This is a genomic window from Xylanivirga thermophila, from assembly GCF_004138105.1.
GTDB lineage: Bacteria > Bacillota > Clostridia > Caldicoprobacterales > Xylanivirgaceae > Xylanivirga > Xylanivirga thermophila.
Genome location: NZ_RXHQ01000021.1, coordinates 1 through 24,868 on the forward strand (window position 1 = coordinate 1; position 24,868 = coordinate 24,868).

Below are 24,868 nucleotides of genomic sequence, written 5' to 3' on the forward strand. Positions count from 1 at the left end.
TCCCAGGAGGAATTTCATTAACCCTCCAAGTCCAGTTAATATTATACATGTTGTCAAGGTTCAGGCCAACAGGTGCTGGCAAATTGGCTAAGATATGGAGCCAAAAATGTATTTGATATTTAGATTAAATTGGTTTTGTTTGATGTGATTAACTATTAAATTTGCAGGTTTGATAGTGCTTTCATTCACTGATTAATACAATACTAATTATACAAGGAGGGATATAATGTCAAAAGATTTAACAACCTCGAAAATTGATAGACAAAATATTTTAAATAACGATTTAGCAATAAATGAAATCCAAAAAAAATCTCATTTAAAAGGTATTAATTTTGAAAATAAAATAATATTTACAAAAAGTATGGTTGCATTATTTTATGAGGTTGACGAAAGAACTATTGAAAGATACATATCATCATTCTCTGAAGAATTAAAGCTAAATGGTTATGAGATTTTAAGAGGAAAAAGATTAAAAGAATTTATTTCTGCTTACATCAAACAATTTGGTAGCGACATAAATGTCGGTACCAAAATTACTGTGCTAGGTATTTTTGATTTTAAGGCATTTTTAAATATTGGAATGTTATTAGCTGAGAGTGAAAAGGCAAGAATTTTACGTCAAATGATGCTAGATATAGTTATTGATTTAATAAATAAAAAAACGGGTGGATCGACTAAGTATATTAATCAAAGGGATAAAGATTTTATTTCTGCTTATCTACAGGAGGAAAATTACCGGAGACAATTTACAGATGCTTTGAAATATTATGTGGAAGACAACCGCTTTAAATATGCTCATTTTACTGACCTCATATATGTTAGTATATTTAAAGAAAAAGCTAAGGAATATAAAAAAATACTTGATTTAAAAGCTAGTGATAAAGTGCGTGATACTTTCTATAGTGAAATTCTAGACATTATTGCAGCATATGAATGTGGATTAGCTGATGCTATTAAGGAAGAATATATTAAGCAAGGACGCAAATTATCTTGTAGAGAAGTTGAAAGTATACTAGAGAAATTTGAAAATATGGCTTTATGGAAACCTTTAATTCATCGTGGTCGAATTAAAATGGCGAGCCGAGATATGGCTCTTCGAGATGCATTTCATTATCAACTATCAGAATATATTCAACCACTAGATAAAGAGGAATATGAAAAGTTTTTAGGTGCAGCAGGTGAAGAGTTAGAGCGTTTGATGCAAGAGAATAAAGATGTCTTGAAACGCTTAAAGGAGCGTGAATAAATGGAAGGGATTATTTATTTAACGCTCGATCAGGCAGTATCAACACATAAAAAAACTGTTCAGTATAGTGGCGGTGGGGCTTTAGGTCATTTTGATTTGGGTAGGCTAGATAGTGTTCTACAAAATATTCAAAATGATGATTATTATCCTACATTTGTAGACAAATTAACACATTTATTCTTTTGCACTTGTGAGTTCCATTGCTTTGAGGATGGAAATAAGCGTTTAGCGATTACTCTTTGTGCCCACTTTTTATTGTTAAACGGATATATGGCAGTTGCTAAGCGTTTTTTCGAAGTTACGGAGAATGTCAGTTATCATGTAGCGGCTGGAAAGATTAATAAAGACCTTCTACATAGAATTATGGAGGCTATTATGGATAATACATATGATACGGATGAGGAATTAAAACTTGATATTTATAATGCTATTCGTTAGGAGGTGTACATATGAGTTGGGAGTATTCTGAAAACATATTGGTGCAAAATAGTGCAGGAAACCTGCTTCAAGATGAATTGGGGTGGGATGTTCAGTTTGCTTATAATAAGGAAGTCCTTGGTAAGAATGGTACCTTTGGGCGTAAAAGCTATAAAGAAATTGTTCTTATCCGTTACCTTCGGAAAGCTCTGTTTGATAATAACGACTGGCTAACAGAAGAATACTGTGATTCCGCAATAAAGACACTCCTTGCTTATACGTCCTCTAGTAGCTTAATGCAGATTAATCGCGAAAAATATGGAATGCTTCGAGATGGCATTCCTATAAAAGTTAGGAAAGCTGACGGAGAGCAGGAGGATAGGCTGATCCGGGTATTTAATTTCTCTGAGCCTGAAAAGAACCATTTTCTTGCTATAAAGGAGATGAAGATTCATGGTGATTTATATCGTCGCAGAACCGATATTGTTGGCTTTGTGAATGGCATTCCACTGCTTTTTATAGAGTTGAAAAAGCAAAATGTAGATGTACAGGATGCCTACACCTGCAATTACACTGACTATTTAGATACCATTCCCCAGCTATTTCATTTCAATGCCTTTGTTATGTTGTCCAATGGCTTGGAATCCAAAGTAGGTACTTTGGGTAGTAAATACGAATTTTTTAATGATTGGAAACGTCTACATGAAGATGATAGCGGCTCTGTGGAGCTGGCAACCATGCTGAGAGGTATTTGTAATAAGAAAAACTTTATGGATTTATTTGAAAACTTTATACTTTTTGATACTTCTGGTGGTACAACGGCAAAAATCATGGCAAGAAACCATCAGTTCCTTGGTGTTAACGAAGCTGTTGAATCTTATAAGAATCGAAAACTGAACAATGGTAAGCTGGGTGTTTTCTGGCATACTCAGGGTAGTGGAAAAAGTTATTCCATGGTATTTCTTGCACAGAAAATCCGTCGAAAATTTGCAGGCTCCCCAACCTTTGTTATTCTGACAGATCGAGAAGAGTTGAATAAGCAAATTAGTGATACCTTTGAAGCTTGCGGCTTACTTGGTACCACTAAAGCAAAACAGTTTATTGCTACTAGTGGTGAAGATTTAATTCAGAAATTAAAAGGAAATCCAAGCTTTATCTTTACATTGATACATAAGTTTAATAAACCAGATGAACCACCAATTATTCCCAACCATGACATCATTGTCTTATCAGATGAAGCCCATCGTACACAGAATGGTATATTTGCTGATAATATGTGTACATTGCTTCCTACAGCTTCCCGTATAGGATTTACAGGTACACCGCTGTTCGCTTATGACAATATTACCGAAAGAACATTTGGCGGCTATGTTTCCATTTATGATTTCAAGCGTGCTGTAGATGATGGAGCGACGGTTCCTCTTTATTATGAGAATAGAGCCGATCTACTGGAGATAGATAATCCTGAAATTAATGATGAACTACTAGATGCAATAGAACAGGCTGATCTGGATGTTAATCAGCAGGCTAAACTAGAACAGGAACTAGCTAAGGACATACATGTCCTTACCAGTGAAAAACGTTTGGATACCATTGCAAAGGATTTTGTAGAGCATTACTCTGAGTTGTGGACAACGGGCAAAGCCATGTTTGTTTGTATCAATAAAGTAACTGCAGTTCGAATGTTTAATTTAGCTCAGAAATATTGGGAGCTAAAAATAAAAGAAATTGAATCTTCGCTATCTGGAGCCACACAGCAGGAATACATGGAAATCAGCCGTAGGCTAGAGTGGATGAAAAACACAGAAATGGCGGTTATTATCAGTCAGGAACAAAATGAAGTAGCTACTTTTGAAAAATGGGGACTGGATATTAAACCCCATCGCAGCAAAATGGAAAAACGAGAAATGGACAAGGAATTTAAGGATCCTGATAATCCATTTCGAATCGTATTTGTTTGCGCTATGTGGTTGACAGGGTTTGATGTGAAATGCCTTTCTACAATCTATTTGGATAAGCCATTAAAGGCACATACCTTAATGCAAACCATAGCACGAGCGAATCGTGTTTATGAGGGAAAAAGCAATGGCCTAATTGTTGATTATGTTGGTATTGTTAAAGCGTTGAGGAAGGCTTTGGCTGATTATACAAAAACTAAAGGCGGTACTGATGGATCTGATCCTGCTCCTGATAAAGCAGAGTTGATTGCTCGTATCATTGCATTAACCAATGATATCATCGAATACATGAAACAGCATGGTTTTAATTTGTCAGCTCTTCTTCAGGCAGTTGACTTTGACAAGTTGGCCTTGGTTCAAGAGGGAGCCAATGCCATGTGCGTTTCAGAGGAAGTGAAGAAACGTTTTGAAGTTATGGCTAGGGAATTATTCAAACTGTTTAAGTATGTCGAAAAACAAGAAGTCACAGATCAGTACCGAGCTTATAAAAATGCTATCAGTGCAGTTTATGACCAGATGCAGGAAAAAAGGAAGCATTCGGATAATACAGATTTAATGATTCAGCTGCACAATATAGTTAGTGAATATATCAATGTTGTTAAGCTACCAGAGCATGTAAACGAAGATGGTAGTGGATACTTAGTTGAAAGTCGCCGCTTTGATATTAGCCATATTGATTTCGAACGATTGCAGCAGGAATTTGCACGTGTTAAGAACAAGAATCTTCTTATGAAAGATTTACAGGAGCTTATCAATGACAGGTTGGATAATATGATGAAGCGCAACCCATCACGTATTAACTATTATGAACGATATCAGAAAATTATTGAGGAATATAATGCTGAACAGGACAAAGCTGCCATAGAGAAAACATTTATTGACTTAACTAACTTCGTGAATGATCTGGATGATGAGGAAAAAAGATACGTGCGGGAAGGATTTAGCAATGACGAAGAATTGGCTATGTACGATTTGCTTTTTAAGGACTCGCTTACTCCGGCAGAGATTAAAAAGGTTAAGAAGCTTGCCAAGGTATTGTTGGAACGAATCAAGGATAAAATCAGTGAATTGGATCATTGGACAGAAAAGGAAGAGACTAAGGCAGCAGTCGAGATACTTATCAGAGATACCCTATGGAGTGAACTACCTGCTAGTTACGATGATAGATTATTAAATGAATATCGCCGAAAGATTTATGAGTTTGTATATACTACTTATCCGGCGGCGTAGAAACATTAACGACGAGCGTTATAGGTGTATAAAGGAAAGCTGGTGAAGATATTGAAGATGTATGTTGGGATCACGGACTATGACTGGTTTAAAACTTTAAAGAAGGCAGATTGTGACGAAGTGAACTTTTGGAAACCTGGAGGAAAAACAAATTTCAAAGCTCTTGACGAAGGTGATTTGTTTTTATTTAAATTACATAGTCCACAAGATTATATTGTAGGCGGTGGATTTTTTCTGAAGTTCTCAATATTACCATCTTCATTAGCATGGGAAGCTTTTGGATTAGCTAATGGAGCTAGGAGTCTATTCGAGTTACATGACAGGATATATAAATATAGAAAGACAAATCGTATATCTGATCCGGATCCTCAGATTGGCTGTATTATATTATCGATGCCTTTTTATTTAGAAGAAGATGACTGGATCACTGTTCCGGACAATTGGAGCAAAAACATCGTACAAGGTAAGACGTACGATACTTCTGAACATTATGGTAAGCTGTTATATCAACAAATACAGGAAGTGTTATATAGCCAGAGATTCAATAAAAATCTACTGAGAGAAGACTCCGTAAATAGCCGATATGGTAAAGAACAGAAGATAAAACCAAGAATAGGGCAGGGTGCTTTCAAGATCCTTATTACTGATGCTTACCATAGAAGATGTGCAATAACTGGTGAAAAAACATTACCCGTATTAGAGGCAGCCCATATTAAACCATTTAGTCTTGATGGACCTCATGAAATTAATAATGGTCTACTACTTAGAAGAGATTTTCATACCTTGTTTGATCGGGGGTACATAACAATTGATAAAGAATTCAATGTTGAGGTAAGCCGCCGCATCAAGGAAGACTTTGGAAATGGTAAAGAGTACTATGCACACCATGGAAGTAAGTTGATAATTTTGCCGGGGAAAAAAGAACAACTTCCAGGTCCACACTATTTAGAATGGCATAATGAGAATATATATTTGGGATAAGTCATAGAACAAAGAAGGTATAAGCATTATTCATTTATTGAAAAGGGGGATGGTGTAAAATGGCTCAGATTAATGCCAACAAATTGATCGACTTTATTAAGCTGTACTTTCCAGAGGATGCGACTGAAATCTCTGATGCATTGGATTTACTAAGCCTTGCATTGGATGGACTGCTGAGTAGCACAAATACGACTATAGCAGAATTCCATAAGAATAAAGATTTTGACAAAGGAATGGAATTGTGGGAGTTTTCTAAATCGGTGGCAGAGATCCAAGAAGAAATTAATGAATATTCAACTTTGATAAGCATAGATGCTGAAATTGATGAAGAAGAGCCTGAAGAAGAACCAGATGAAATAGAAGAACAGAGAACCATACCAAATTATTCGGATTATGCAGTTGATTCTTCTATACCTCATACCCTTTATGAAGATTTCACCCATAAGAAGGCTGTTGCATTTTTATTTAATAATAATCGACATCCAGCAAAAGACTGGAAAGATGTGTTGCTGCAAACATGTGATTTGCTAGCAGAGATAGATGCTGCTAAGTTTTCAGAGTTTATTAATGACCCTGGCATGAGAGGAAGAAAGATTTCTTATTTCAGCAAAAAGCATGTTGATAGAAAAAATGCCAAAATGAAAAACATTGATATTTATGTCTGGACTAATTTGAGTGCAAACAGCATAAGAAATCTTATAAGGAAGCTGCTCAAGAAGTTTAATATAAAATTGACTAATTATTATGTTTATCTAAGAGCAGATTATACTCCATTACATAAAAATGAGAAGGTGAAAGATGAATTTGATACTATGCAATATGATTACAATAATGAGGACAAAATTGGGAAATTAGTCCGACAAACACTGAGGCAACTTTCAAATAGGCAATACCGATTTACTGATAAAGAATTAAACTCAATGTTGTCAAAGCAATGGTCAAAAGAAGTACTGAACATAGATTATCCACTTCTTAGAAAAGTTGAAGATGATAAAGATATTTCTGTTCAAATTAAGGATGGAATGTATGGCCGCTATTGGAAAGAGATTTTTGAATTTAACGGAATGAAGTTTTTGGCTACGAGCCAGTGGTATGAGCGACATAGAGAGCCTTTTACACGTTGGATAACAAATTTGCAGGATTAAAATCAGTATTATGACCTAATGTAAAAAACACCCTAATGGGTGTTTTTTAGTTGTATGCAAATAATGTTTATAAATTATGTCAAGGAGGTGATGCCTATGCTTGCGTTGGTATATGTATTCTAGCTTTAATAATAAAAATTAAGGAGGAAAACACATGATCGGTATCGAGCAATATCAAAAAATCCAGGAATACAAAGAACTTGGACTTGCCCAGACCAAGACTGCTAAAGCGCTGAGGATCACCTATACTTCTGTCAGTAAATACTGGAATATGAGCAAAGAGGATTATGCCAGGGAAGCTGAGCAGGAAAAGTATCATATGGATAATTATCGATAGTACATATTAGAGCAATTGAAAATATGCCCACAAATCCGAGATACCAATATTTATCTTAAATTAATTGAAGCCTTTCCTGATTTACAAGTTAAACGAGCTACTTTCTATCGCTATATGAAAGCTTTAAGGGAACAGCATGGGTATCAGCATACCAGTAAGCGGAAAATCTCGCCACGTGAAGTCTCGCCACCAGGATATGAAACTCAGGCTGATTTTGGTGAGTACAAACTTAAAGATATGTATGGACGAATTGTGAGGGTATATTCCTTTTGCATGGTTCTGAGTTATAGCAGAATGAAATTTGTTTACTTTTCACCGGATCCCTTCACGACCGAAACAGCCATAAAAGCTCATAACTATGCATTTCAATATTTTGGAGGAAGACCACAGACAATTCTATATGATCTTGATCGGGTCTATGTGGTTAGCGAAAATCTAGGTAATATTATATTTGTACCGGCTTTTGAAAAATATGTAAAGCGTATCGGCTACAGTGTTTCATTATGCAGGCCAAGAGATCCTCAGAGTAAAGGTAAGGTAGAAGAGGTAATTGGATATGTTAAGCAAAGTTTTCTGGAGGGGAGGGTATATGCCGGAATTGACAGTCTTAACAGTGCAGCTCTTGCATGGTTGGATAGAGAAGGCAACGGGAGAGTTCATACTGTGACTAAAAAAGTGCCGCGAGAAATGTTCATAGAAGAACAAAAACAGCTTTTTCATGTTAAACCATATTCAGAGGTATCAAGTACTGTAGCATCCTTTGATTCCAATGGAGTGGTCAGCTATAAAAGGAATCGTTATCAGATTGATGTCGGTGTGATGGATGCACATCAACGCATACGTATAGAGGATGATGGTGAAACACTTCTATTTTATGATACTGATACTAATGAATTATTAGCTAAGTATCCAGTAACAGAAGATACTGGGCAGATATTCAAACCTGAAGGAAATAATAACAGAAACAGGGTTTCTCATGATCTTATAAAACAATATTTTGCAGACCATGAAATAGCTCAGGAATTTATACGGCGGATGGAACAGGAACAACCAAAATATTTTAATAGCCATTGCATTCGCTTAAATCGCATGACGAAGTTTTATTCGATGGGGCAAATGCTTGATGGGATAAGATACTGCATTGAGACTGAACGCTGTAATGCCTATGAACTTTTGGCCTACATGATGTATAAGCATGGTGAGCAGATAGCGAAGAAGTTCTTACCAAATCAACAGTATTTCAACCATCTGACACGTAGCAAGGAGATAAGGAGGGAAATCGATGGCTGATATAACTGAAATCCGCGAGTTGGCTAAGAAGCTAAATCTATGGAATATTGCCAAGGGATATATTGATTTGAATGATGAGAAACTGTCCAACCTAGATTATCTTCAGATGATATTACAAAAAGAACTAGAGATACGAGCCAGACAAAAACAGATCAAGCTAAGAAGGGCAAGCAAACTTCCCAACAAGGTATTTGAACTATCGAATTTAAACAAAGGTTTGGAATGGCAGATAAAACAATTATCCCATCTAACGTGGCTCAATGAAGAACAAAACGTTATTCTGCTTGGTAAATGCGGGACAGGCAAAACTAGTCTTGCAGTTCATCTTGGAGAAACAGCGATCGACAATGGACATAAAACTTACTATGCATCCATTGACACTTTTGTATCTATTGTAGAGAACAAAGATATAAACCCAAAAGCAGGAGCAGCCTTCTCCTATATGCGGGAGTGCAACCTGATTATTATTGATGATGTATTTTATCTAGAACCAACCAGGTCAGAGCTGCAGGCTTTTTATCGAGCAGTTACTTTTCTTAATGAAACAAGAAGTATCATTTTTATTACCAATCGTGAAATATCTGCATGGTTAGGTGCAGTGGAAGACAAACATCTTTGTCAGACTCTGTTAGATAGAATAACAGCTAATTGTCAGATCATTCGTTTGACTGACAGATAAATTAAAATACTCACCTCTTTTCTAGAAAAGGGTTAATACTCAAATTTGAAAACTATGCCGATTAACGGCTTTATATAGATGCAAAAAATCTCACAAAAACTAAAGAATTGCTTAATTTTTGAGATTTTCTGCAGTTTCTGGGGTAGGGGGGCTAAATCTCTACAACTTTTTGCCCCGGAAACGGGCGTGGGGTAACGCGTGAAAATTCGCGGTTTCAAACAGGGTAATAGACCCATCAACGAAAAGAGGTGAGTGAATGGCCAAAGATGGAACAAATCGTGGCGGTGCCCGTATAGGCTCTGGTCAAAAAAAGAAACCACTTGCTGATAAAATTGCACAGGGTAATCCAGGTAAGAGAAAGCTAGAAATCATTGACTTCCAAAATACCGCTGATTTAAAGGGGCAGGAAATGCCAAAGCCAAGGGCCATGCTCTCAGCGGTGCAAAAGGACGGGAAAACCCTAGTAGCCAGCGAAATTTATGAAATTACTTGGAAATGGCTTGAGGAGCGAGGCTGTGCCCATTTGGTGCTTCCACAGCTTCTAGAACGATATGCCATGAGTGCGGCCAGATGGATACAGTGTGAGGAGGCGGTAACTGAGTTTGGCTTTCTTGCCAAGCATCCAACTACCGGCAATGCTATTCAAAGTCCTTATGTAGCTATGAGTCAGAACTTTATGAGTCAGACAAACAGATTGTGGATGGAGATTTATCAAATCGTTAAAGAGAATTGTGCTACAGAGTATTCTGGTTTAAACCCACAGGACGATGTGATGGAGCGACTGCTATCTGCCCGCAGAGGAAAATAAAGATGAGGAGATATATAATGAGTAAAAGATATTTAACAGCTGAAAGTGTATGTGCTGGACATCCTGATAAACTATGCGACATCATAGCAGATAGCATTTTAGAAGCATGTTTACGTAAAGACAAAGCATCACGTGTTGCTTGTGAGGTAATGGCAACCAAAGGGAAAATTATCGTGGCGGGCGAAATCTCCTGCAGCGAGAAAATAGACATCCGATACATTGTTAGGAATGTCCTTAAAGAGATTGGATACAACCCTCTTAAATTCTTGATTTATGTATTTGTACACAAACAAAGTGTAGATATTGCAACTGGCGTGGATACTGCACTGGAAGTAAGAAATGGGATAAACGAACAGTATGGTTCGATAGGTGCTGGAGACCAAGGAACTGTGTATGGCTATGCTACAAAGGAAACAGGAGAAATGCTTCCCCTACCCCTTGTACTATCTCACAGGATTGTAAAGAGACTGGATGATTGCCGAAAAGGGAAACTGATAAAAGGTATCCACCCAGATGGTAAAGCGCAGGTGACGGTGGAATATGAAGGAGACACTCCAGTGCGAATAAAGACTATTGTGATATCGGTACAGCATGATAAGAATAAAACACAGGAAGAACTAAAGACAGATATCCTTAACAATGTCCTATGGCAGTGCTTTGAGGACTTCCCATTTGATGATGAAACAGAAATTCTCATTAACCCCTCTGGTAGATTTGTCGAAGGTGGTCCCGCTGCCGATACAGGCTTAACTGGTAGAAAAATTATGGTTGATACCTATGGAGGACTTGCATCCCATGGAGGTGGCGCACTTAGTGGTAAAGACCCCACCAAAGTTGACCGAAGCGGTGCCTATATGGCTCGGTACATTGCAAAGCATATCGTCTGGTGTGGATATGCAAAGAGATGTGAAGTTAGTATATCCTATGCCATTGGTAAGGCAAATCCTGTAGCCTTTTATGTAAATACCCTTGGCACAGGTATTGTTTCTGACGAAATATTAACTCTTGCTGCACAGGAAGTTTTCAATTTAAGACCTGCAGCCATTATTGAAAATCTACGTCTTAGAAATGTGATTTACTCTGACACCGCGGCTTATGGTCACTTTAATAGTTGTCTATTCCCGTGGGAGGATGTAAATAAGTACAGTGAATTTAGAAAGGCGGTGGAAAAGTATGTTGATAGAGAAGATAAAAACTAAACAACTCATCCCCGCTGAATATAACCCAAGGAAGGATTTAAAACCGGGTGATCCGGAATATGAGAAACTTAAACGCTCCCTTGAGGAGTTTGGATATGTAGAACCCGTAATATGGAATAAGACCACAGGCAGAGTCATCGGAGGCCATCAACGTTTGAAAATCCTGCTGAGTATGGGCATGGATGAGATAGAATGCGTAGTTGTTGAAATGGATGAGCAAAAGGAGAAGGCGCTGAACATTGCACTAAATAAAATAAGTGGTGATTGGGATAAAGACAAATTAGCACTTCTCATCACGGACTTAAATGCTTCAGACTTTGATGTGTCTTTGACAGGTTTTGACCCGGGAGAGTTGGAGGATCTTTTTAAGGATTCCCTTAAGGATAACATAAAAGAAGATGATTTCGATGTAGACAGCGAGCTGAAAAAGCCCGCTGTTTCGCATTTAGGGGATATTTGGCTACTTGGGCAGCATCGATTAGTCTGCGGAGACAGTACAAAGAAAGACACCTTTAATGTCTTGATGGATGGGAAAACTGCTAATTTGGTAGTTACGGACCCTCCATATAATGTTAACTATGAAGGGACTGCTGGAAAAATCAAAAATGACAATATGGCTAACGAAGCGTTCTACGATTTCCTGCTTGCAGCATTTCAGAACACCGAAGCAGTAATGGCGAAGGACGCTTCTATTTATGTATTCCATGCGGATACCGAAGGACTCAATTTTAGAAGAGCATTCTCTGATGCGGGGTTTTATCTTTCCGGTACTTGTATATGGAAAAAGCAGTCCCTTGTTCTCGGTCGCTCCCCTTATCAGTGGCAGCATGAACCTATTCTCTTTGGGTGGAAAAAGAAAGGTAAGCATAACTGGTATTCCGATAGAAAGCAGACCACCATCTGGGAGTTTGAGAAACCGAAGAAAAACAGTGATCATCCTACGATGAAGCCAGTTGCACTTGTGGCCTACCCTATTTTGAATTCAAGCCTTTCTAATTGTATCGTGCTTGATCCTTTTGGTGGTTCAGGAAGCACACTGATTGCCTGTGAGCAGACAGATAGAATCTGCTACACCATTGAACTGGATGAAAAGTACTGTGATGTTATTGTGAAAAGGTATATTGAGCAAGTTGGAAACTCAGACGGTGTGTTTCTTTTAAGAGATGGTTCGAAAATAAGATATTGTGACCTGCCAGACGTTGCTACCGCCGATTAATGGAACAGTATTTTCTACAGAAAGATGCTCTAAATGACTTGATATTAACAGCCTTTAGAGTGATATATGTATGTACCGAAAATAGAAAGGCGGTATGAAAAATGCAGATAAACTATAATGTCACAGGAGCAAAAAGAAAAGAGTTAGTCAACGCAATAAGCCAAAAACTGAATGCTCCTGCAAGATATCTTGGAGCACCTACATTTGCATATGAGGTGGCAGACTACAACATTGACAAAAACGGGGTAGTCAGAGGACCAGATAATTCTGAACTGGTTAATGATCTATTAGGCCTTCATAACTTTAAGGCGGTTACAGCAGAATATGACACACCACTTCCAGAAGCAGAGCCTGTTCCTGAAAATATTCAAGTTCCCAATGAAGCGGCTCTTGGGGGTAGGGAAAGTCCAAATAGTGATTACGAAGAACCTCCCGTATACAGCAAATCAAATGAAACCGAAGAAGCTATTAGTTTGATTATTCAAATGCCGAAGGAGGGTTTTAGCGAAACCGCACTTGACAACCTAAAAGGATTGGTAGAAAGCAAAGAAACCCTTATAAAGAAAGCACTTGATACTGACTCTATTCCCATTATCGTAAATGAGGACTATGTAACCTTCCCTTGGTTCCAAAGTGAGTGTTCCGCAGAGGAGGTTAAGGCTTATACCCACTTTGTAACAGCACTTTGTAAAATGGCAAAGAAGCAGACCCGCGTCAACTCGACCGAGAAATTAGTGGAGAATGAAAAGTACGCTTTCCGTTGTTTCCTTCTAAGACTTGGCTTTATCGGGCCAGAATACAAAACGGAACGAAAAATTCTCCTCTCCAAACTGTCGGGTAGCTCTGCCTTCAAAAGCGGAAGTGCCAAGCATGAGGAGGTGAGTGAATAATGAAAATCATTCACCCAGAAATGCTAAAGCAACTTAGAAGTTATTACACTCCAGGAACTCGTGTAATGCTACTTAAGATGAATGACCCTTATACCAAGCTTCAGCCTGGAGATAAAGGTACGGTTACTAGTGTTGATGATATGGGAACCATCCACGTCAGTTGGGATTCAGGCAGCTCCCTTGGAGTGGTCTTTGGAGAGGATTTATGCAAGAAAATTGAAGAGTAAACAAACACATTTTAAGCCCAATATGGCAGTAAATATGTAGATTTATATTGCAGAATTGTCTTGCTATATAAGCCTTTTAGAGTGATATATGTACATGCCGAAAGGACAAACACACTTTAAAAGGAGCGAGACACGATGTTAAGTGCAAAATTCGGGATTGAGATTGAATTTACCGGGATTACAAGGGAAAGGGCGGCTAGAGTCGCTGCAGAGTTTTTGCAAGGCATTTACAGTGAAGGCGGGACATACTACGACACCAAGAAGGTAAAAACTCCAGATGGTCGAGTGTGGAAGTTTTTGTACGATGGGAGCATCAATTGCCAAAGAAAAGAAGGTAGAAGAAAAGTAGCTGCAGGTAGAGATTATAGCGTTGAGCTGGTTAGCCCAATCCTAACCTACCGGGTGGACATTGAAATTTTGCAGGAGCTAGTAAGAAAGCTTCGCAAAGCTGGAGCCTTTACAAATACATCATGCGGAATTCACATTCATCTAGACGGTGCTGAACATACCCCACGAAGCATTCGAAACTTTGTAAATATCATTGCAAGCAAAAATGACTTATTTTATAAAGCACTTCAGATTGCACCGCAGAGAATGAATTACTGCAAAAAGATGGACAGCATTTTGGTTGAGAAGATGAACCATAAAAAGCCTAAAACGATGAGACAAATTGAGGACATTTGGTACGAAGGTTACAGCGAGAGTAGAAGCACTCATTACCACAACAGCCGCTACCATTTCCTCAACCTTCACAGCTTTTTTACCGGAAACCATACAGTTGAACTTAGAGGATTTAATAGCGAACTTCATGCAGGAAAGATAAGAAGCTACATTGTTCTAGCACTTGCCATCAACCACCAAGCCTTAACGCAAAAGTGTGCATCAGCAAAGAAACCGCAGGTGGAAAACGAGAAATTTGCCATGAGAAGTTACCTAAACCGGATTGGTTTCATTGGAGATGAATTTGCAAACTGCAGAGAGCATTTGACAGCAGCACTTTCGGGTTCAGCTGCATGGCGGTTTCGGGCGGCCTGAGCTGCCCCTAACCCACAAAGCTAAGAAGGAGGATTACAATGAAGAATAAATTATATCTTGCCTATGGCTCCAACCTTAACCTAAAACAAATGGCCAACAGATGCCCCACAGCGAAGGTGGTAGGAGCAAGCCAAATCAATGACCACCGTCTATTATTTAGAGGGGTACACGCGGGTGCTGTGGCGACAATCGAGCCTTTTGAGGGTGGCAACGTACCAGTTTTAGTGTGGGAGATTACACCGATCGATGAAGCGGCACTTGACCGTTACGAGGGATGGCCGTTCCTTTATCGAAAGGAAACAATAAAAGTGAAGTTGGGAAGCAAAACCGTCAAGGCGATGGTCTACATCATGAATGATGGTAGACCGCTTGGACAGCCGAGTTGTTATTATTACAGTACAATTTTAGAAGGCTATAAGAGTGCGGGCTTCGATGTGGAAATCCTGCGCAAAGCGACAACCGATTCAGTAGAATCGGAGGAGGTAGCCAATGAATGAGATAATTAAGCAACAAATCCTTTCCATCCGAGAAAGTGGAGTCACAAATATGTTTGATGTGGACCGAGTACAGTATGAGGCAAATGAACGAGGGTTTTATGAATTGGTAGTCTATTTAATAGACCATAAAGCGGAATATGCTCATTTCATACTGACGGGGGAAGTGGATGAAAATAAGTAAATAAAACTAAAACAGGATAAGGAGAAGAGCTTCATCTATAGGATTGAGGCTCTTTTCTTTTGTCCTTTTTCATAAAGGGGCGGTGTTTATGCGGAAACTGAAGAAATATAAGCCGACCGCCTTTATAGCTGATGGGTCATATTACGATAAGGATGCTGCTGATTACGCTGTAGCTTTTATCGAAGCACTCTCCCATACGAAAGGTTTATGGGCAGGTAAGCCTTTTGAACTTATCGATTGGCAGGAGCAAATAATCCGTGATTTATTCGGAATTTTAAAGCCAGATGGATATCGGCAGTTTAACACTGCTTATGTAGAGATACCTAAAAAGATGGGAAAAAGCGAGCTTGCCGCAGCAATCGCACTTCTCCTTACATGTGGAGATGGTGAAGAACGGGCGGAGGTGTATGGTTGTGCCGCCGACCGCCAGCAGGCATCAATTGTATTTGAAGTAGCAGCCGATATGGTGCGGATGTGTCCAGCGCTGAATAAACGAGTGAAGTTGCTGGCTTCAACTAAACGACTGGTGTACCTGCCGACCAACAGCTTTTATCAGGTATTGTCGGCTGAAGCCTACTCAAAACACGGCTTCAATATACATGGTGTTGTTTTTGATGAACTTCATACTCAGCCAAATAGGAAACTATTTGATGTTATGACAAAAGGGTCTGGTGATGCGAGGACCCAACCACTATATTTTCTTATCACCACTGCAGGGACGGATACTCAGAGTATTTGCTATGAAACACACCAAAAAGCGGTTGATATTATTGAGGGCAGAAAATACGATCCTACTTTTTATCCCGTAATCTACGGTGCCAAAGAAGAGGATGATTGGACTGATCCTAAAGTATGGAAGAAAGCAAATCCAAGCTTAGGAATTACAGTAAGTATCGATAAAGTTAGAGCAGCTTGTGAAAGCGCAAAGCAGAACCCTGCTGAGGAAAATAGCTTTCGACAACTGCGCCTGAACCAGTGGGTTAAGCAATCTGTCCGTTGGATGCCAATGGCAAAATGGGATGCCTGTGCATTTCCAGTTATTCCAGAAAGTCTTGAAGGGCGGGTATGTTATGGAGGGCTTGACCTATCTTCTACAACAGACATTACAGCCTTTGTGTTGGTGTTCCCACCGGAGGATGAAACAGATAAGTACATTGTTCTTCCGTATTTTTGGATGCCAGAGGACAACATTGACCTCCGAGTCCGAAGGGACCATGTCCAATACGATCTTTGGGAGAAGCAAGGTTATATTCTAACCACAGAAGGAAATGTAGTGCATTACGGCTACATTGAGCGGTTTATTGAGGAACTTGGAGAAAAGTATAACATTCGAGAAATTGCTTTTGACCGTTGGGGAGCTGTTCAAATGGTTCAGAACCTTGAAGGATTAGGCTTTACTGTCGTTCCTTTCGGTCAAGGCTTTAAAGATATGTCACCACCAACCAAAGAACTGATGAAATTGACATTAGAAGAAAGAATAGCACACGGTGGGCATCCAGTGCTTCGTTGGATGATGGACAACATCTTTATAAAAACTGATCCGGCAGGTAACGTGAAGCCGGACAAGGAAAAAAGCACAGAAAAAATAGATGGCGCGGTGGCGACCATTATGGCACTCGACCGTGCCATCCGTTGTGGCTCAGGTAATAGTGGAGATTCGGTGTATGACGAGAGAGGTTTGATTATCTTTTAATTTCTGTGCTTTATTATACCCGGCACAAAATAAAATTATTTTCTAGATATACTTGACTATCACCTTGGGTGTTGGCTTATGATTTAAACGAGGTGATAAACATGTTAATTAATGAAGTTAGTAAACTTACAGGGTTAACAAAAAAAGCAATTGAATATTATATAGAACGGGGCTTAGTATCGCCCTCCACTTTAAATAACGGGTATAGGGATTTCAGCCAAGAAGATGTTGAGCAACTGAAGAAGATTGCTATTCTTAGAAAACTAGGGATAAGTACGGATGACATAAATATAGTATTGTCAGATGAATCAAGAAACACCTTGCAAACTTTATCTGTACAAAAAGAGCTGGATATTCAAAGAGAAAGTGCAAAAAAATCAATTCTTGATAAATTAAGCAGTGGTAAAAGTTATTCTGAAATCAGTGCAGAATTGGAGCTGATTGAAAACAGTAAAACAATTATAGAAAAACTTTTAGAGGCCTTTCCAGGGTATTATGGTAGATTTATTTGTCTACACTTTGCGCGGTTTTTGAACGAACCTATCAAAACAGTGAGCCAACAAGTAGCTTATGACAAAGTAATTTCTTTTTTGGATAATTCACCATCATTTAATTTACCAGACGATTTACAGGAGTATTTAATTGAAAATACTAAGGATATTGGTACATTACAAATTAAAGAAATGATTGACGAAACTAAGAAATCTATTGAGAACCCAGATGATTTTCTTTCAAATAACAAAGAAATACTGGAGCAATATTTGGCATATAAAAAGTCGGAGGAATATTTAGAATCACCTGCGAACAAAATTATGGTGTATATGAAAGAGTTTAATAGTACAAGTGGATATAATGAAGTGTTTATTCCGGCATTAAAAGAGTTAAGCCCTTCCTATGCCGAATATTATAAACAGCTGGAAATAGCAAATAAAAAATTGATAGCTCAATATCCAGAAATTGAAAAATTAAATAAATGAAGGAGTCAAATATAAACATAGTTACATCTATTTAAGCATCTCTGACGAGGTGCTTTTTGTCATGCACTTTTTTAAGGAGAGTGATGCATATGAGATTATTTTCGAATATTTTTAAAGCTCGCGACAAACCGCAAAACCGTGTGGGTAGCGCATTTTCCTTCCTATTCGGCGGTACATCATCTGGCAAAACAGTAAATGAGCGTACTGCAATGCAAGCAACAGCGGTGTATGCCTGCGTAAGAATACTAGCTGAAGCTATTGCTGGACTGCCACTACATGTATATAGATATCGTTCTGATGGAGGTAAAGAAAAGATTCCTTTCCACCCTTTGTATTACCTTCTTCATGATGAACCAAATCCAGAGATGACTTCATTTGTGTTTCGAGAAACACTGATGAGTCATCTTTTACTTTGGGGTAATGCTTATGCACAGATAGTTCGAAATGGTCGTGGCCAGGCAATTGCGCTTTATCCCCTACTTCCTAACAAGATGGAAGTAAGTCGAGCATCAAATGGTGAGCTGGTTTATACCTACTACCGGGATACAGACGAAAGTGGCCTGAATCCAAAGGGTGGCTATGTCACACTTCGCAAAGATGATGTACTTCACATACCAGGCTTAGGCTTTGATGGACTCATTGGCTATAGCCCTATTGCTATGGCGAAAAATGCAATCGGTATGTCACTTGCTACCGAAGAATACGGTGCGGCATTCTTTGCTAATGGAGCCAATCCCGGCGGTGTGCTGGAGCACCCGGGAGTAATTAAAGACATACAGAGAGTCAAGGACAGCTGGAATAGTGCTTACCAAGGCACAGCTAAGGCACATAAAATCGCTGTATTGGAAGAGGGCATGAAGTTTCAAGCCATCGGTATACCTCCAGAACAGGCTCAGTTTTTAGAAACACGGAAATTTCAAATCAATGAGATTGCAAGGATTTTCCGTGTGCCTCCCCATATGGTGGGAGATCTTGAGAAATCTAGCTTCTCCAATATCGAGCAGCAGTCTTTGGAGTTTGTAAAATACACTCTCGATCCGTGGGTGGTGAGATGGGAGCAAAGTCTCCAGCAATCGCTTATTTTGCCTTCTGAGAAAACATCAGTATTCATCAAGTTCAACTTAGATGGTCTGCTTCGCGGCGATTATCAAAGCCGAATGAATGGCTATGCTATTGGGCGACAAAATGGCTGGATGTCAGCTAATGATATCCGTGAATTGGAGGACATGAACCGTATCCCAGCTGAGGAAGGTGGCGATTTATATCTGGTTAACGGAAATATGACGAAATTGGCTGACGCAGGAGCGTTTGCCAAAACCGAAGGAGGTCAGTAAATGAAGAAGTTCTGGAATTGGGTGCGAGATTCTGATGAAGGGCGCACTCTCTATTTAAATGGAGTGATATCCGAAGAAACGTGGTGGGGTGATGAGGTCACACCTAAGATGTTCAAAGATGAACTGCTGGCTGGCACTGGTGATATTACAGTGTGGATTAACTCTCCTGGCGGGGATGTGTTTGCAGCAGCTCAGATTTACAACATGCTTATGGACTATACAGGAAAGGTCACTGTAAAAATTGACGGGCTTGCGGCAAGTGCAGCTTCTGTTATTGCAATGGCGGGTGGAGATGTATATATGTCGCCGGTATCCATGATTATGATTCATAACCCTTCGACCATTGCCATCGGTGATAGCGAGGAAATGCTGCGAGCTAAAGCTCTATTAGATGAGGTTAAGGAAAGTATTATTAATGCCTATGAGTTAAAGACCGGTCTTTCCCGAACAAAGCTTTCTCATCTGATGGATGCAGAGTCATGGATGAATGCAAATAAAGCCATCGAACTGGGTTTTACAGATAAGATCATGTTTATGGAAAATGAAACACCGGATTTGGCAGATAGCCTTATCTTTAGCAGGATGGCGGTTACTAACTCACTTATTAGCAAACTACCCAAAAAACAAAAACAAAAGACAGGTACACCTATAGAGTCGCTGGATAAGCGGCTTTCTTTAATTTCTCACTAATTTAAAGGAGGAAAATAACAATGAGTAAAATTCTTGAATTGCGCGAGAAACGCGCTAAGGTTTGGGATGCGGCGAAGGCATTCCTTGATTCAAAACGTGGCGGTGATGGATTGTTATCCGCAGAGGACACACAAACCTATGAAAAGATGGAAGCTGAAGTTGTTGCACTTGGTAAGGAAATAGAACGTTTGGAACGTCAGGCGGTTATTGACTTAGAACTTTCCAAAGCCACTAGTAGCCCTATTACAAACACACCGTCCAAACATGCTGAAGATAAGACAGGACGTGCGTCTGCAGAGTACAAGAAAGCATTCTGGAATGCTATGCGTACTCGTGCAGGGGAAGGCCTTGATGTAAACGTAAGAAATGCCCTTCAAATCGGTACAGACTCCGAAGGTGGTTATCTTGTGCCTGACGAGTTTGAACGTACCTTAGTAGAGGCTCTTGAGGAAGAGAACATTTTCCGTTCACTGGCCAATGTTATCAATACATCTTCTGGCGATAGGAAAATTCCTGTTGTAGCTACAAAAGGTACTGCTTCCTGGGTGGATGAAGAAGGCACTATCCCAGATAGCGATGATAGTTTCGGACAGGTTTCTATAGGAGCTTACAAACTCGCTACCATGATCAAAGTTTCCGAGGAACTTCTCAACGATTCTGTGTTCAATCTTGAAGCCTACATCTCTAAGGAGTTTGCAAGACGTATCGGTAACAAAGAGGAAGAGGCGTTCTTTACCGGTGATGGATCTGGGAAGCCGACAGGTATCCTTGCTTCTACAGGTGGTGCCCAAATTGGTGTGACTACTGCAGGTGCTACGGCAATTACTATGGACGAGGTACTTGATCTGTTCTATTCACTAAAGGCACCTTACCGTAATAAGGCTGTATTCGTTATGAACGACGCCACTGTAAAAGCAATCCGTAAACTAAAGGATGGTCAAGGACAGTACCTATGGCAACCTTCCTTACAGGCAGGTACACCGGATACTATCCTCAATCGACCATTGTATACTTCTGCATATATGCCAACTATTGCTGCAGCTGCAAAGAGTATCGCATTTGGTGATTTTAGTTATTACTGGGTAGCTGATCGTCAGGGTCGTGTATTTAAGAGACTTAATGAACTTTATGCTGTTACTGGCCAAGTAGGCTTTGTTGCTACTCAGCGTGTGGATGGAAAATTAATTCTCCCTGAAGCCATAAAAGTACTTCAGCAGAAAGCTTAATGGAGGTGCGTTATGAGCTATAACACTAAGAATTATACCGAACAAGGCGGAGAAAAAACTGTTATAGGCGGAACACTTGAAATCAAGGAAGGAGCCTCGGTAACGGGGCTCTCCGCCGATCCGCTTCTCGTGGCAACAGAGGAGACTCTCGGTGGTGTAATGGCCGCAGCTGCTGATGAGGGTGATACTGTCGAAATCAAAATTGGTGAAGATGGTAAACTGTATGCTCCAACATACCCTACCGATGCTACGGAGTCAGTCTCTGGGCTGGTAAAAATGGCTGCTAATCAAGCCGACAGCATAGCCGAGGATACAGCCACTCTTGTCACGGATTTTAATGCTCTGCTCGCTAAACTAAAAGCGGCTGGGTTAATGGCAGCAGACGAAGAATGACCGGAAGGAGGCGGACGGCATGACAACTGATAATCTTCTCCCTAAAGTAAAAGCAAATCTGATCCTGACGCATGACGCAGACGATGGACTTCTGCTGCATTACATCAAAGCCGCCGTCTCTTATGCGGAAAGTTATCAGCATGTTGCTGAGGGTTATTACACTGAAAACATCATGCCCCCAACTACTGAACAGGCAGTAATCATGCTGTCGAGTCATTTCTACGAAAGCAGAGATGGCTCGACAGCTGGTTTCTTCGCCGATAGCGTACAGGCGGGGCAGCAGGTTTGGAACACGGTGAACCTACTTCTTAGGCTAGACCGGGATTGGAAGGTGTAAATTATGAGTTTTGGAAAGATGAACACCTTTATTGATATCATCAGTACAGAGCCTATTAAAGACAAGGATGGTTTCGCTGCTATAGGCGATAACATACTTGCCAGTGTACGTGCCTACAAGGAAGATCGGCATGGCAGTGAGCGGTGGGCGAATAGGGCATCATTTTCTTCTGCAACTTCCCTATTTAGGTTTAGAAAAATTTCTGACCTTAGGGTGACCAGTGAAATGGTCATCGTTTGTGATGATGGCAGATATCAGATTTTAAGTGTTGATGATGTTAGAAACCGAGGCATGTATGTCGAGGTTTTAGCAGAAAAGATAGAACCAACCGTGAGGTGATGGATATGGCAAAAGTGAATATAAAGATGCCAGAAGAATTCCTTTTAAAGGTATCCCAGTTAGCTGACCAGACCGATGTAATTCTTCCTAAGGTTCTGGAAGTTGGCGGTGAAGTGGTACTGGATAAAGTTAAGGGAAATTTAAGTAAAGTGATTGGTAAGAATACAAAATATCCATCCAAAAGCACTGGGGAGCTACTATCTTCACTAGGACTTTCAAGTGCAAAGCAAGATAGAAACGGAAACTTCAATGTCAAAGTTGGCTTTGCCGAGCCGCGTTCTGATGGTGAGAGCAATGCTAAAATTGCCACAATCATTGAATATGGCAAACATGGTCAGCCTGCAAAACCCTTCCTAAAGCCTGCGAGAACTGCATCTAGGAAATCTTGCATCAATGCGATGATCGCCAAGCTAGAGGAGGAGATTGATAAAATATGAATATCTTAGAGGAGTTAAATACACTTCTGACAGCAATACCTATCCCCGTAGAAACCGGGGTTTTTTCAGGTTTGGCACCGGATGAGTACGTGGTGATACTCCCACTTTCGGATGTTTTTGAAGTTCATGCGGATAACCGACCTGGCTTTGATGTGCAGGAAGCACGGATATCACTATTTTCCAAGAGCAACTACTTAGAGCGGAAGAGACAGATTACAACGGCTTTGTTAAACGATGATTTTACAGTGACTGAGCGTAGGTATATTGGTCACGAGGATGATACTGGATATCATCATTACGCCATCGACGTGGCGAAAAACTATGGAATGGAGGAATAACATATGGCAACTATCGGTTTGGATAAACTGTACTATGCAAAAATAACCGAGGACTCAAATGGCGAGGAAACCTATGGTGTGCCTTCGGTACTCGCAAAAGCCATTACCGCCGAACTTTCGGTAGAATTGGTGGAAGCAATTCTGTATGCCGATGATGGTGCTGCCGAGGTTGTGAAGGACTTTAACAGCGGTACACTCACTCTCGGTGTAGATGACATTGGCCCGACAGTAGCAGCAGATCTAACTGGTGCGTCTACCGACGACAATGGGGTATTAATTTCTGCAAGTGAGAGTGTAGGTACACCTGTTGCAGTGGGGTTTCGTGCGCAAAAGGCCAATGGAACATACCGATATTTTTGGTTGTATCGTGTTAAGTTTGGACTACCAGCAACCAACTTACAGACAAAGGCGGATTCCATTACCTTTTCTACACCTACTATTGAAGGAACAGTTATGCGTAGGAACAAGCTGGATGGGTTGGGCAAGCACCCCTGGAAAGCAGAAGTCACAGAAGGCGACCCCGGTGTTTCATCGTCCACCATAACAGGCTGGTTCACTGAAGTTTATGAACCCGTATATACACCTGAACCATAGGAGGAGAAATGATGGATAATGAGAGAAGTGCTGCAATCAAAATAGGTGACAAAGAGTATGAACTGGTTTTAACTACACGTGCAACAAAGGCAATTGCTGGTCGTTACGGTGGTCTTGAAAATCTTGGAGAAAAACTGATGAAATCAGAAAACTTTGAGATGGCACTGGACGAGATAGTTTGGTTAATCACACTGCTTGCAAACCAGTCCATTTTAATTCGTAATCTTAAGAATATGAACGCACCAGAAGAATTGTTGACAGAGGAAGAAGTGGAGCTTCTTACCTCACCGCTTGATTTGGCGGAATATAAAAGTGCAATCACCGAAGCAATGTTCAAAGGTGCAAAGCGCAACGTGGAAAGTGAGGAAGAAACTCCAAAAAACATGGAAGTCGGGTAACGGACGCTGAAGTCTTTACCCGACTTTATTATTATGGAACAGTTCAGATGGGCATGGACGCAGAGGAATTCTGGCTTATGCCAATTGGACTGTTTTTTGATTTATGGGCTTGCCACAAGCAATGGCATGGGATCGAAAAGCCGAAGAAAACTCGAACGATTGATGATATTATCCCACCAGGCATATAAAGCACATTATTTTCTTATTAGATATTGACTTAATGTAACACATGTGATACATTAAGTTCAAGAAGTGATTTAATGTAACATATATGTGTCATTAAATTGATATTGAAAGGAGAATTATGATGGGTATTAAAGAAGAATTTATGAAAAAGACTAAGATGCTTGATGTCCATAATGGTAAAAATGGAGTTGAAGAGGTTATGGATTATTTGGTTGATCCAGCAACCGTGTTCAAAATGATAATTGCATCAGAGATGGAATTACCCGTATTAACATTAATAGCAAAGGATTTAGAAAAGAAGTTTGATGAAAATTCTAATTTTCCTGTTGTTGTTACTGATGATAACCAAAATACAACTGCCAGACAGAATGTGGGACGAATGATTAAATTCATTATGGCACAATACGGATATACACCAGTTGATGGAGGATTATCAGAACGAGCGAGAATACCTGCTATATCAGGTTCAAAGTATTTTTCTACAAGCGGCATCTATAAAAAAACAGATGAAGCTAAATATCAAATTGAGATAATATCTAGAAAAATTGAGTAACAGTAATAGCTCTAAACAGAATTATAGATTCATGCAG

The 24,868-nt window shown here is 39.8% G+C and carries 29 protein-coding genes; all 29 read left to right on the forward strand.

The window, feature by feature from the left end:
- Positions 1-226 precede the first annotated feature (226 nt).
- The 29 genes from EJN67_RS09620 to EJN67_RS09755 all read left to right on the forward strand — a co-directional run bounded on the left by EJN67_RS09620 (position 227) and on the right by EJN67_RS09755 (position 24,831).
- Positions 227-1,246, forward strand: a complete 1,020-nt coding sequence (locus EJN67_RS09620; RefSeq protein ID WP_129724117.1) for a DNA-binding protein — start codon at positions 227-229, stop codon at positions 1,244-1,246.
- The gene (locus EJN67_RS09625; protein WP_129724118.1) at positions 1,247-1,684 is read left to right on the forward strand and encodes a Fic family protein; all 438 of its coding nucleotides are present in this window, start codon (positions 1,247-1,249) and stop codon (positions 1,682-1,684) included.
- Between the two features lie 11 nt (positions 1,685-1,695).
- Positions 1,696-4,851: a type I restriction endonuclease subunit R gene (locus EJN67_RS09630; protein ID WP_129724119.1), complete on the forward strand. Its 3,156-nt coding sequence runs from the start codon at positions 1,696-1,698 to the stop codon at positions 4,849-4,851.
- A 51-nt stretch (positions 4,852-4,902) separates the two neighbouring features.
- On the forward strand, positions 4,903-5,832 hold the full coding sequence (locus EJN67_RS09635; RefSeq protein WP_165000832.1) for an HNH endonuclease: 930 nt from the start codon (positions 4,903-4,905) through the stop codon (positions 5,830-5,832).
- A 59-nt stretch (positions 5,833-5,891) separates the two neighbouring features.
- Positions 5,892-6,977, forward strand: coding sequence for a hypothetical protein (locus tag EJN67_RS09640; RefSeq protein WP_129724120.1), 1,086 nt, complete (start codon positions 5,892-5,894; stop codon positions 6,975-6,977).
- 154 nt (positions 6,978-7,131) lie between these two features.
- Complete coding sequence (locus EJN67_RS14250; RefSeq protein WP_243641279.1) at positions 7,132-7,314, forward strand: hypothetical protein; 183 nt, start codon at positions 7,132-7,134, stop codon at positions 7,312-7,314.
- Between the two features lie 114 nt (positions 7,315-7,428).
- On the forward strand, positions 7,429-8,604 hold the full coding sequence (locus tag EJN67_RS09645; protein WP_279387725.1) for a DDE-type integrase/transposase/recombinase: 1,176 nt from the start codon (positions 7,429-7,431) through the stop codon (positions 8,602-8,604).
- A complete protein-coding gene (locus EJN67_RS09650) occupies positions 8,597-9,283 on the forward strand; it encodes an ATP-binding protein (protein WP_129724121.1) in 687 nt (228 codons plus the stop codon). The genes EJN67_RS09645 and EJN67_RS09650 overlap by 8 nt, the downstream gene beginning before the upstream one ends.
- Before the next feature lie 256 nt (positions 9,284-9,539).
- Positions 9,540-10,091, forward strand: a complete 552-nt coding sequence (locus EJN67_RS09655; RefSeq protein ID WP_024400905.1) for a P27 family phage terminase small subunit — start codon at positions 9,540-9,542, stop codon at positions 10,089-10,091.
- A 17-nt stretch (positions 10,092-10,108) separates the two neighbouring features.
- Positions 10,109-11,290, forward strand: a complete 1,182-nt coding sequence (gene metK, locus EJN67_RS09660; RefSeq protein WP_165000831.1) for a methionine adenosyltransferase — start codon at positions 10,109-10,111, stop codon at positions 11,288-11,290.
- Complete coding sequence (locus EJN67_RS09665) at positions 11,265-12,506, forward strand: site-specific DNA-methyltransferase (protein ID WP_129724123.1); 1,242 nt, start codon at positions 11,265-11,267, stop codon at positions 12,504-12,506. Before metK ends, EJN67_RS09665 begins: the two co-directional genes overlap by 26 nt.
- A 101-nt stretch (positions 12,507-12,607) precedes the next feature.
- The gene (locus EJN67_RS09670; protein WP_129724124.1) at positions 12,608-13,396 is read left to right on the forward strand and encodes a virulence protein; all 789 of its coding nucleotides are present in this window, start codon (positions 12,608-12,610) and stop codon (positions 13,394-13,396) included.
- Positions 13,396-13,623: a DUF4314 domain-containing protein gene (locus EJN67_RS09675; protein WP_129724125.1), complete on the forward strand. Its 228-nt coding sequence runs from the start codon at positions 13,396-13,398 to the stop codon at positions 13,621-13,623. The genes EJN67_RS09670 and EJN67_RS09675 overlap by 1 nt, the downstream gene beginning before the upstream one ends.
- Positions 13,624-13,758: 135 nt before the next feature.
- Positions 13,759-14,658: an amidoligase family protein gene (locus EJN67_RS09680; RefSeq protein WP_129724126.1), complete on the forward strand. Its 900-nt coding sequence runs from the start codon at positions 13,759-13,761 to the stop codon at positions 14,656-14,658.
- A 38-nt stretch (positions 14,659-14,696) separates the two neighbouring features.
- Positions 14,697-15,155 (forward strand): gamma-glutamylcyclotransferase family protein, encoded by a 459-nt coding sequence (locus EJN67_RS09685; protein WP_024400900.1) that lies wholly within the window; start codon positions 14,697-14,699, stop codon positions 15,153-15,155.
- Positions 15,148-15,336: a DUF5049 domain-containing protein gene (locus tag EJN67_RS09690; protein WP_129724127.1), complete on the forward strand. Its 189-nt coding sequence runs from the start codon at positions 15,148-15,150 to the stop codon at positions 15,334-15,336. The genes EJN67_RS09685 and EJN67_RS09690 overlap by 8 nt, the downstream gene beginning before the upstream one ends.
- An 88-nt stretch (positions 15,337-15,424) precedes the next feature.
- A complete protein-coding gene (locus EJN67_RS09695; protein WP_129724128.1) occupies positions 15,425-17,029 on the forward strand; it encodes a terminase large subunit in 1,605 nt (534 codons plus the stop codon).
- A gap of 101 nt (positions 17,030-17,130) precedes the next feature.
- On the forward strand, positions 17,131-18,006 hold the full coding sequence (locus EJN67_RS09700; protein WP_129724129.1) for a MerR family transcriptional regulator: 876 nt from the start codon (positions 17,131-17,133) through the stop codon (positions 18,004-18,006).
- A gap of 89 nt (positions 18,007-18,095) precedes the next feature.
- Positions 18,096-19,340 carry a phage portal protein gene (locus EJN67_RS09705; RefSeq protein ID WP_129724130.1) on the forward strand — a complete coding sequence of 415 codons (1,245 nt, stop codon included), beginning with the start codon at positions 18,096-18,098 and terminating at the stop codon, positions 19,338-19,340.
- Positions 19,341-20,030, forward strand: a complete 690-nt coding sequence (locus tag EJN67_RS09710) for a head maturation protease, ClpP-related (RefSeq protein WP_129724131.1) — start codon at positions 19,341-19,343, stop codon at positions 20,028-20,030.
- A gap of 20 nt (positions 20,031-20,050) precedes the next feature.
- Positions 20,051-21,256, forward strand: coding sequence for a phage major capsid protein (locus EJN67_RS09715; RefSeq protein ID WP_012102984.1), 1,206 nt, complete (start codon positions 20,051-20,053; stop codon positions 21,254-21,256).
- A gap of 159 nt (positions 21,257-21,415) precedes the next feature.
- Positions 21,416-21,649 carry a head fiber protein gene (locus tag EJN67_RS14540; RefSeq protein ID WP_279387726.1) on the forward strand — a complete coding sequence of 78 codons (234 nt, stop codon included), beginning with the start codon at positions 21,416-21,418 and terminating at the stop codon, positions 21,647-21,649.
- A gap of 19 nt (positions 21,650-21,668) precedes the next feature.
- Positions 21,669-21,986: a head-tail connector protein gene (locus tag EJN67_RS09725; protein WP_012102982.1), complete on the forward strand. Its 318-nt coding sequence runs from the start codon at positions 21,669-21,671 to the stop codon at positions 21,984-21,986.
- Between the two features lie 3 nt (positions 21,987-21,989).
- A complete protein-coding gene (locus EJN67_RS09730) occupies positions 21,990-22,325 on the forward strand; it encodes a head-tail adaptor protein (RefSeq protein ID WP_129724133.1) in 336 nt (111 codons plus the stop codon).
- A gap of 5 nt (positions 22,326-22,330) precedes the next feature.
- Positions 22,331-22,762, forward strand: a complete 432-nt coding sequence (locus EJN67_RS09735; protein WP_129724134.1) for an HK97-gp10 family putative phage morphogenesis protein — start codon at positions 22,331-22,333, stop codon at positions 22,760-22,762.
- A complete protein-coding gene (locus tag EJN67_RS09740; RefSeq protein WP_035150356.1) occupies positions 22,759-23,100 on the forward strand; it encodes a hypothetical protein in 342 nt (113 codons plus the stop codon). Before EJN67_RS09735 ends, EJN67_RS09740 begins: the two co-directional genes overlap by 4 nt.
- A 3-nt stretch (positions 23,101-23,103) precedes the next feature.
- Positions 23,104-23,694 carry a major tail protein gene (locus EJN67_RS09745; protein ID WP_012102978.1) on the forward strand — a complete coding sequence of 197 codons (591 nt, stop codon included), beginning with the start codon at positions 23,104-23,106 and terminating at the stop codon, positions 23,692-23,694.
- Positions 23,695-23,705: 11 nt separating this feature from the next.
- Positions 23,706-24,092: a hypothetical protein gene (locus EJN67_RS09750; RefSeq protein WP_129724135.1), complete on the forward strand. Its 387-nt coding sequence runs from the start codon at positions 23,706-23,708 to the stop codon at positions 24,090-24,092.
- A gap of 307 nt (positions 24,093-24,399) precedes the next feature.
- Positions 24,400-24,831: a hypothetical protein gene (locus EJN67_RS09755; protein WP_012102976.1), complete on the forward strand. Its 432-nt coding sequence runs from the start codon at positions 24,400-24,402 to the stop codon at positions 24,829-24,831.
- Positions 24,832-24,868 lie beyond the last annotated feature (37 nt).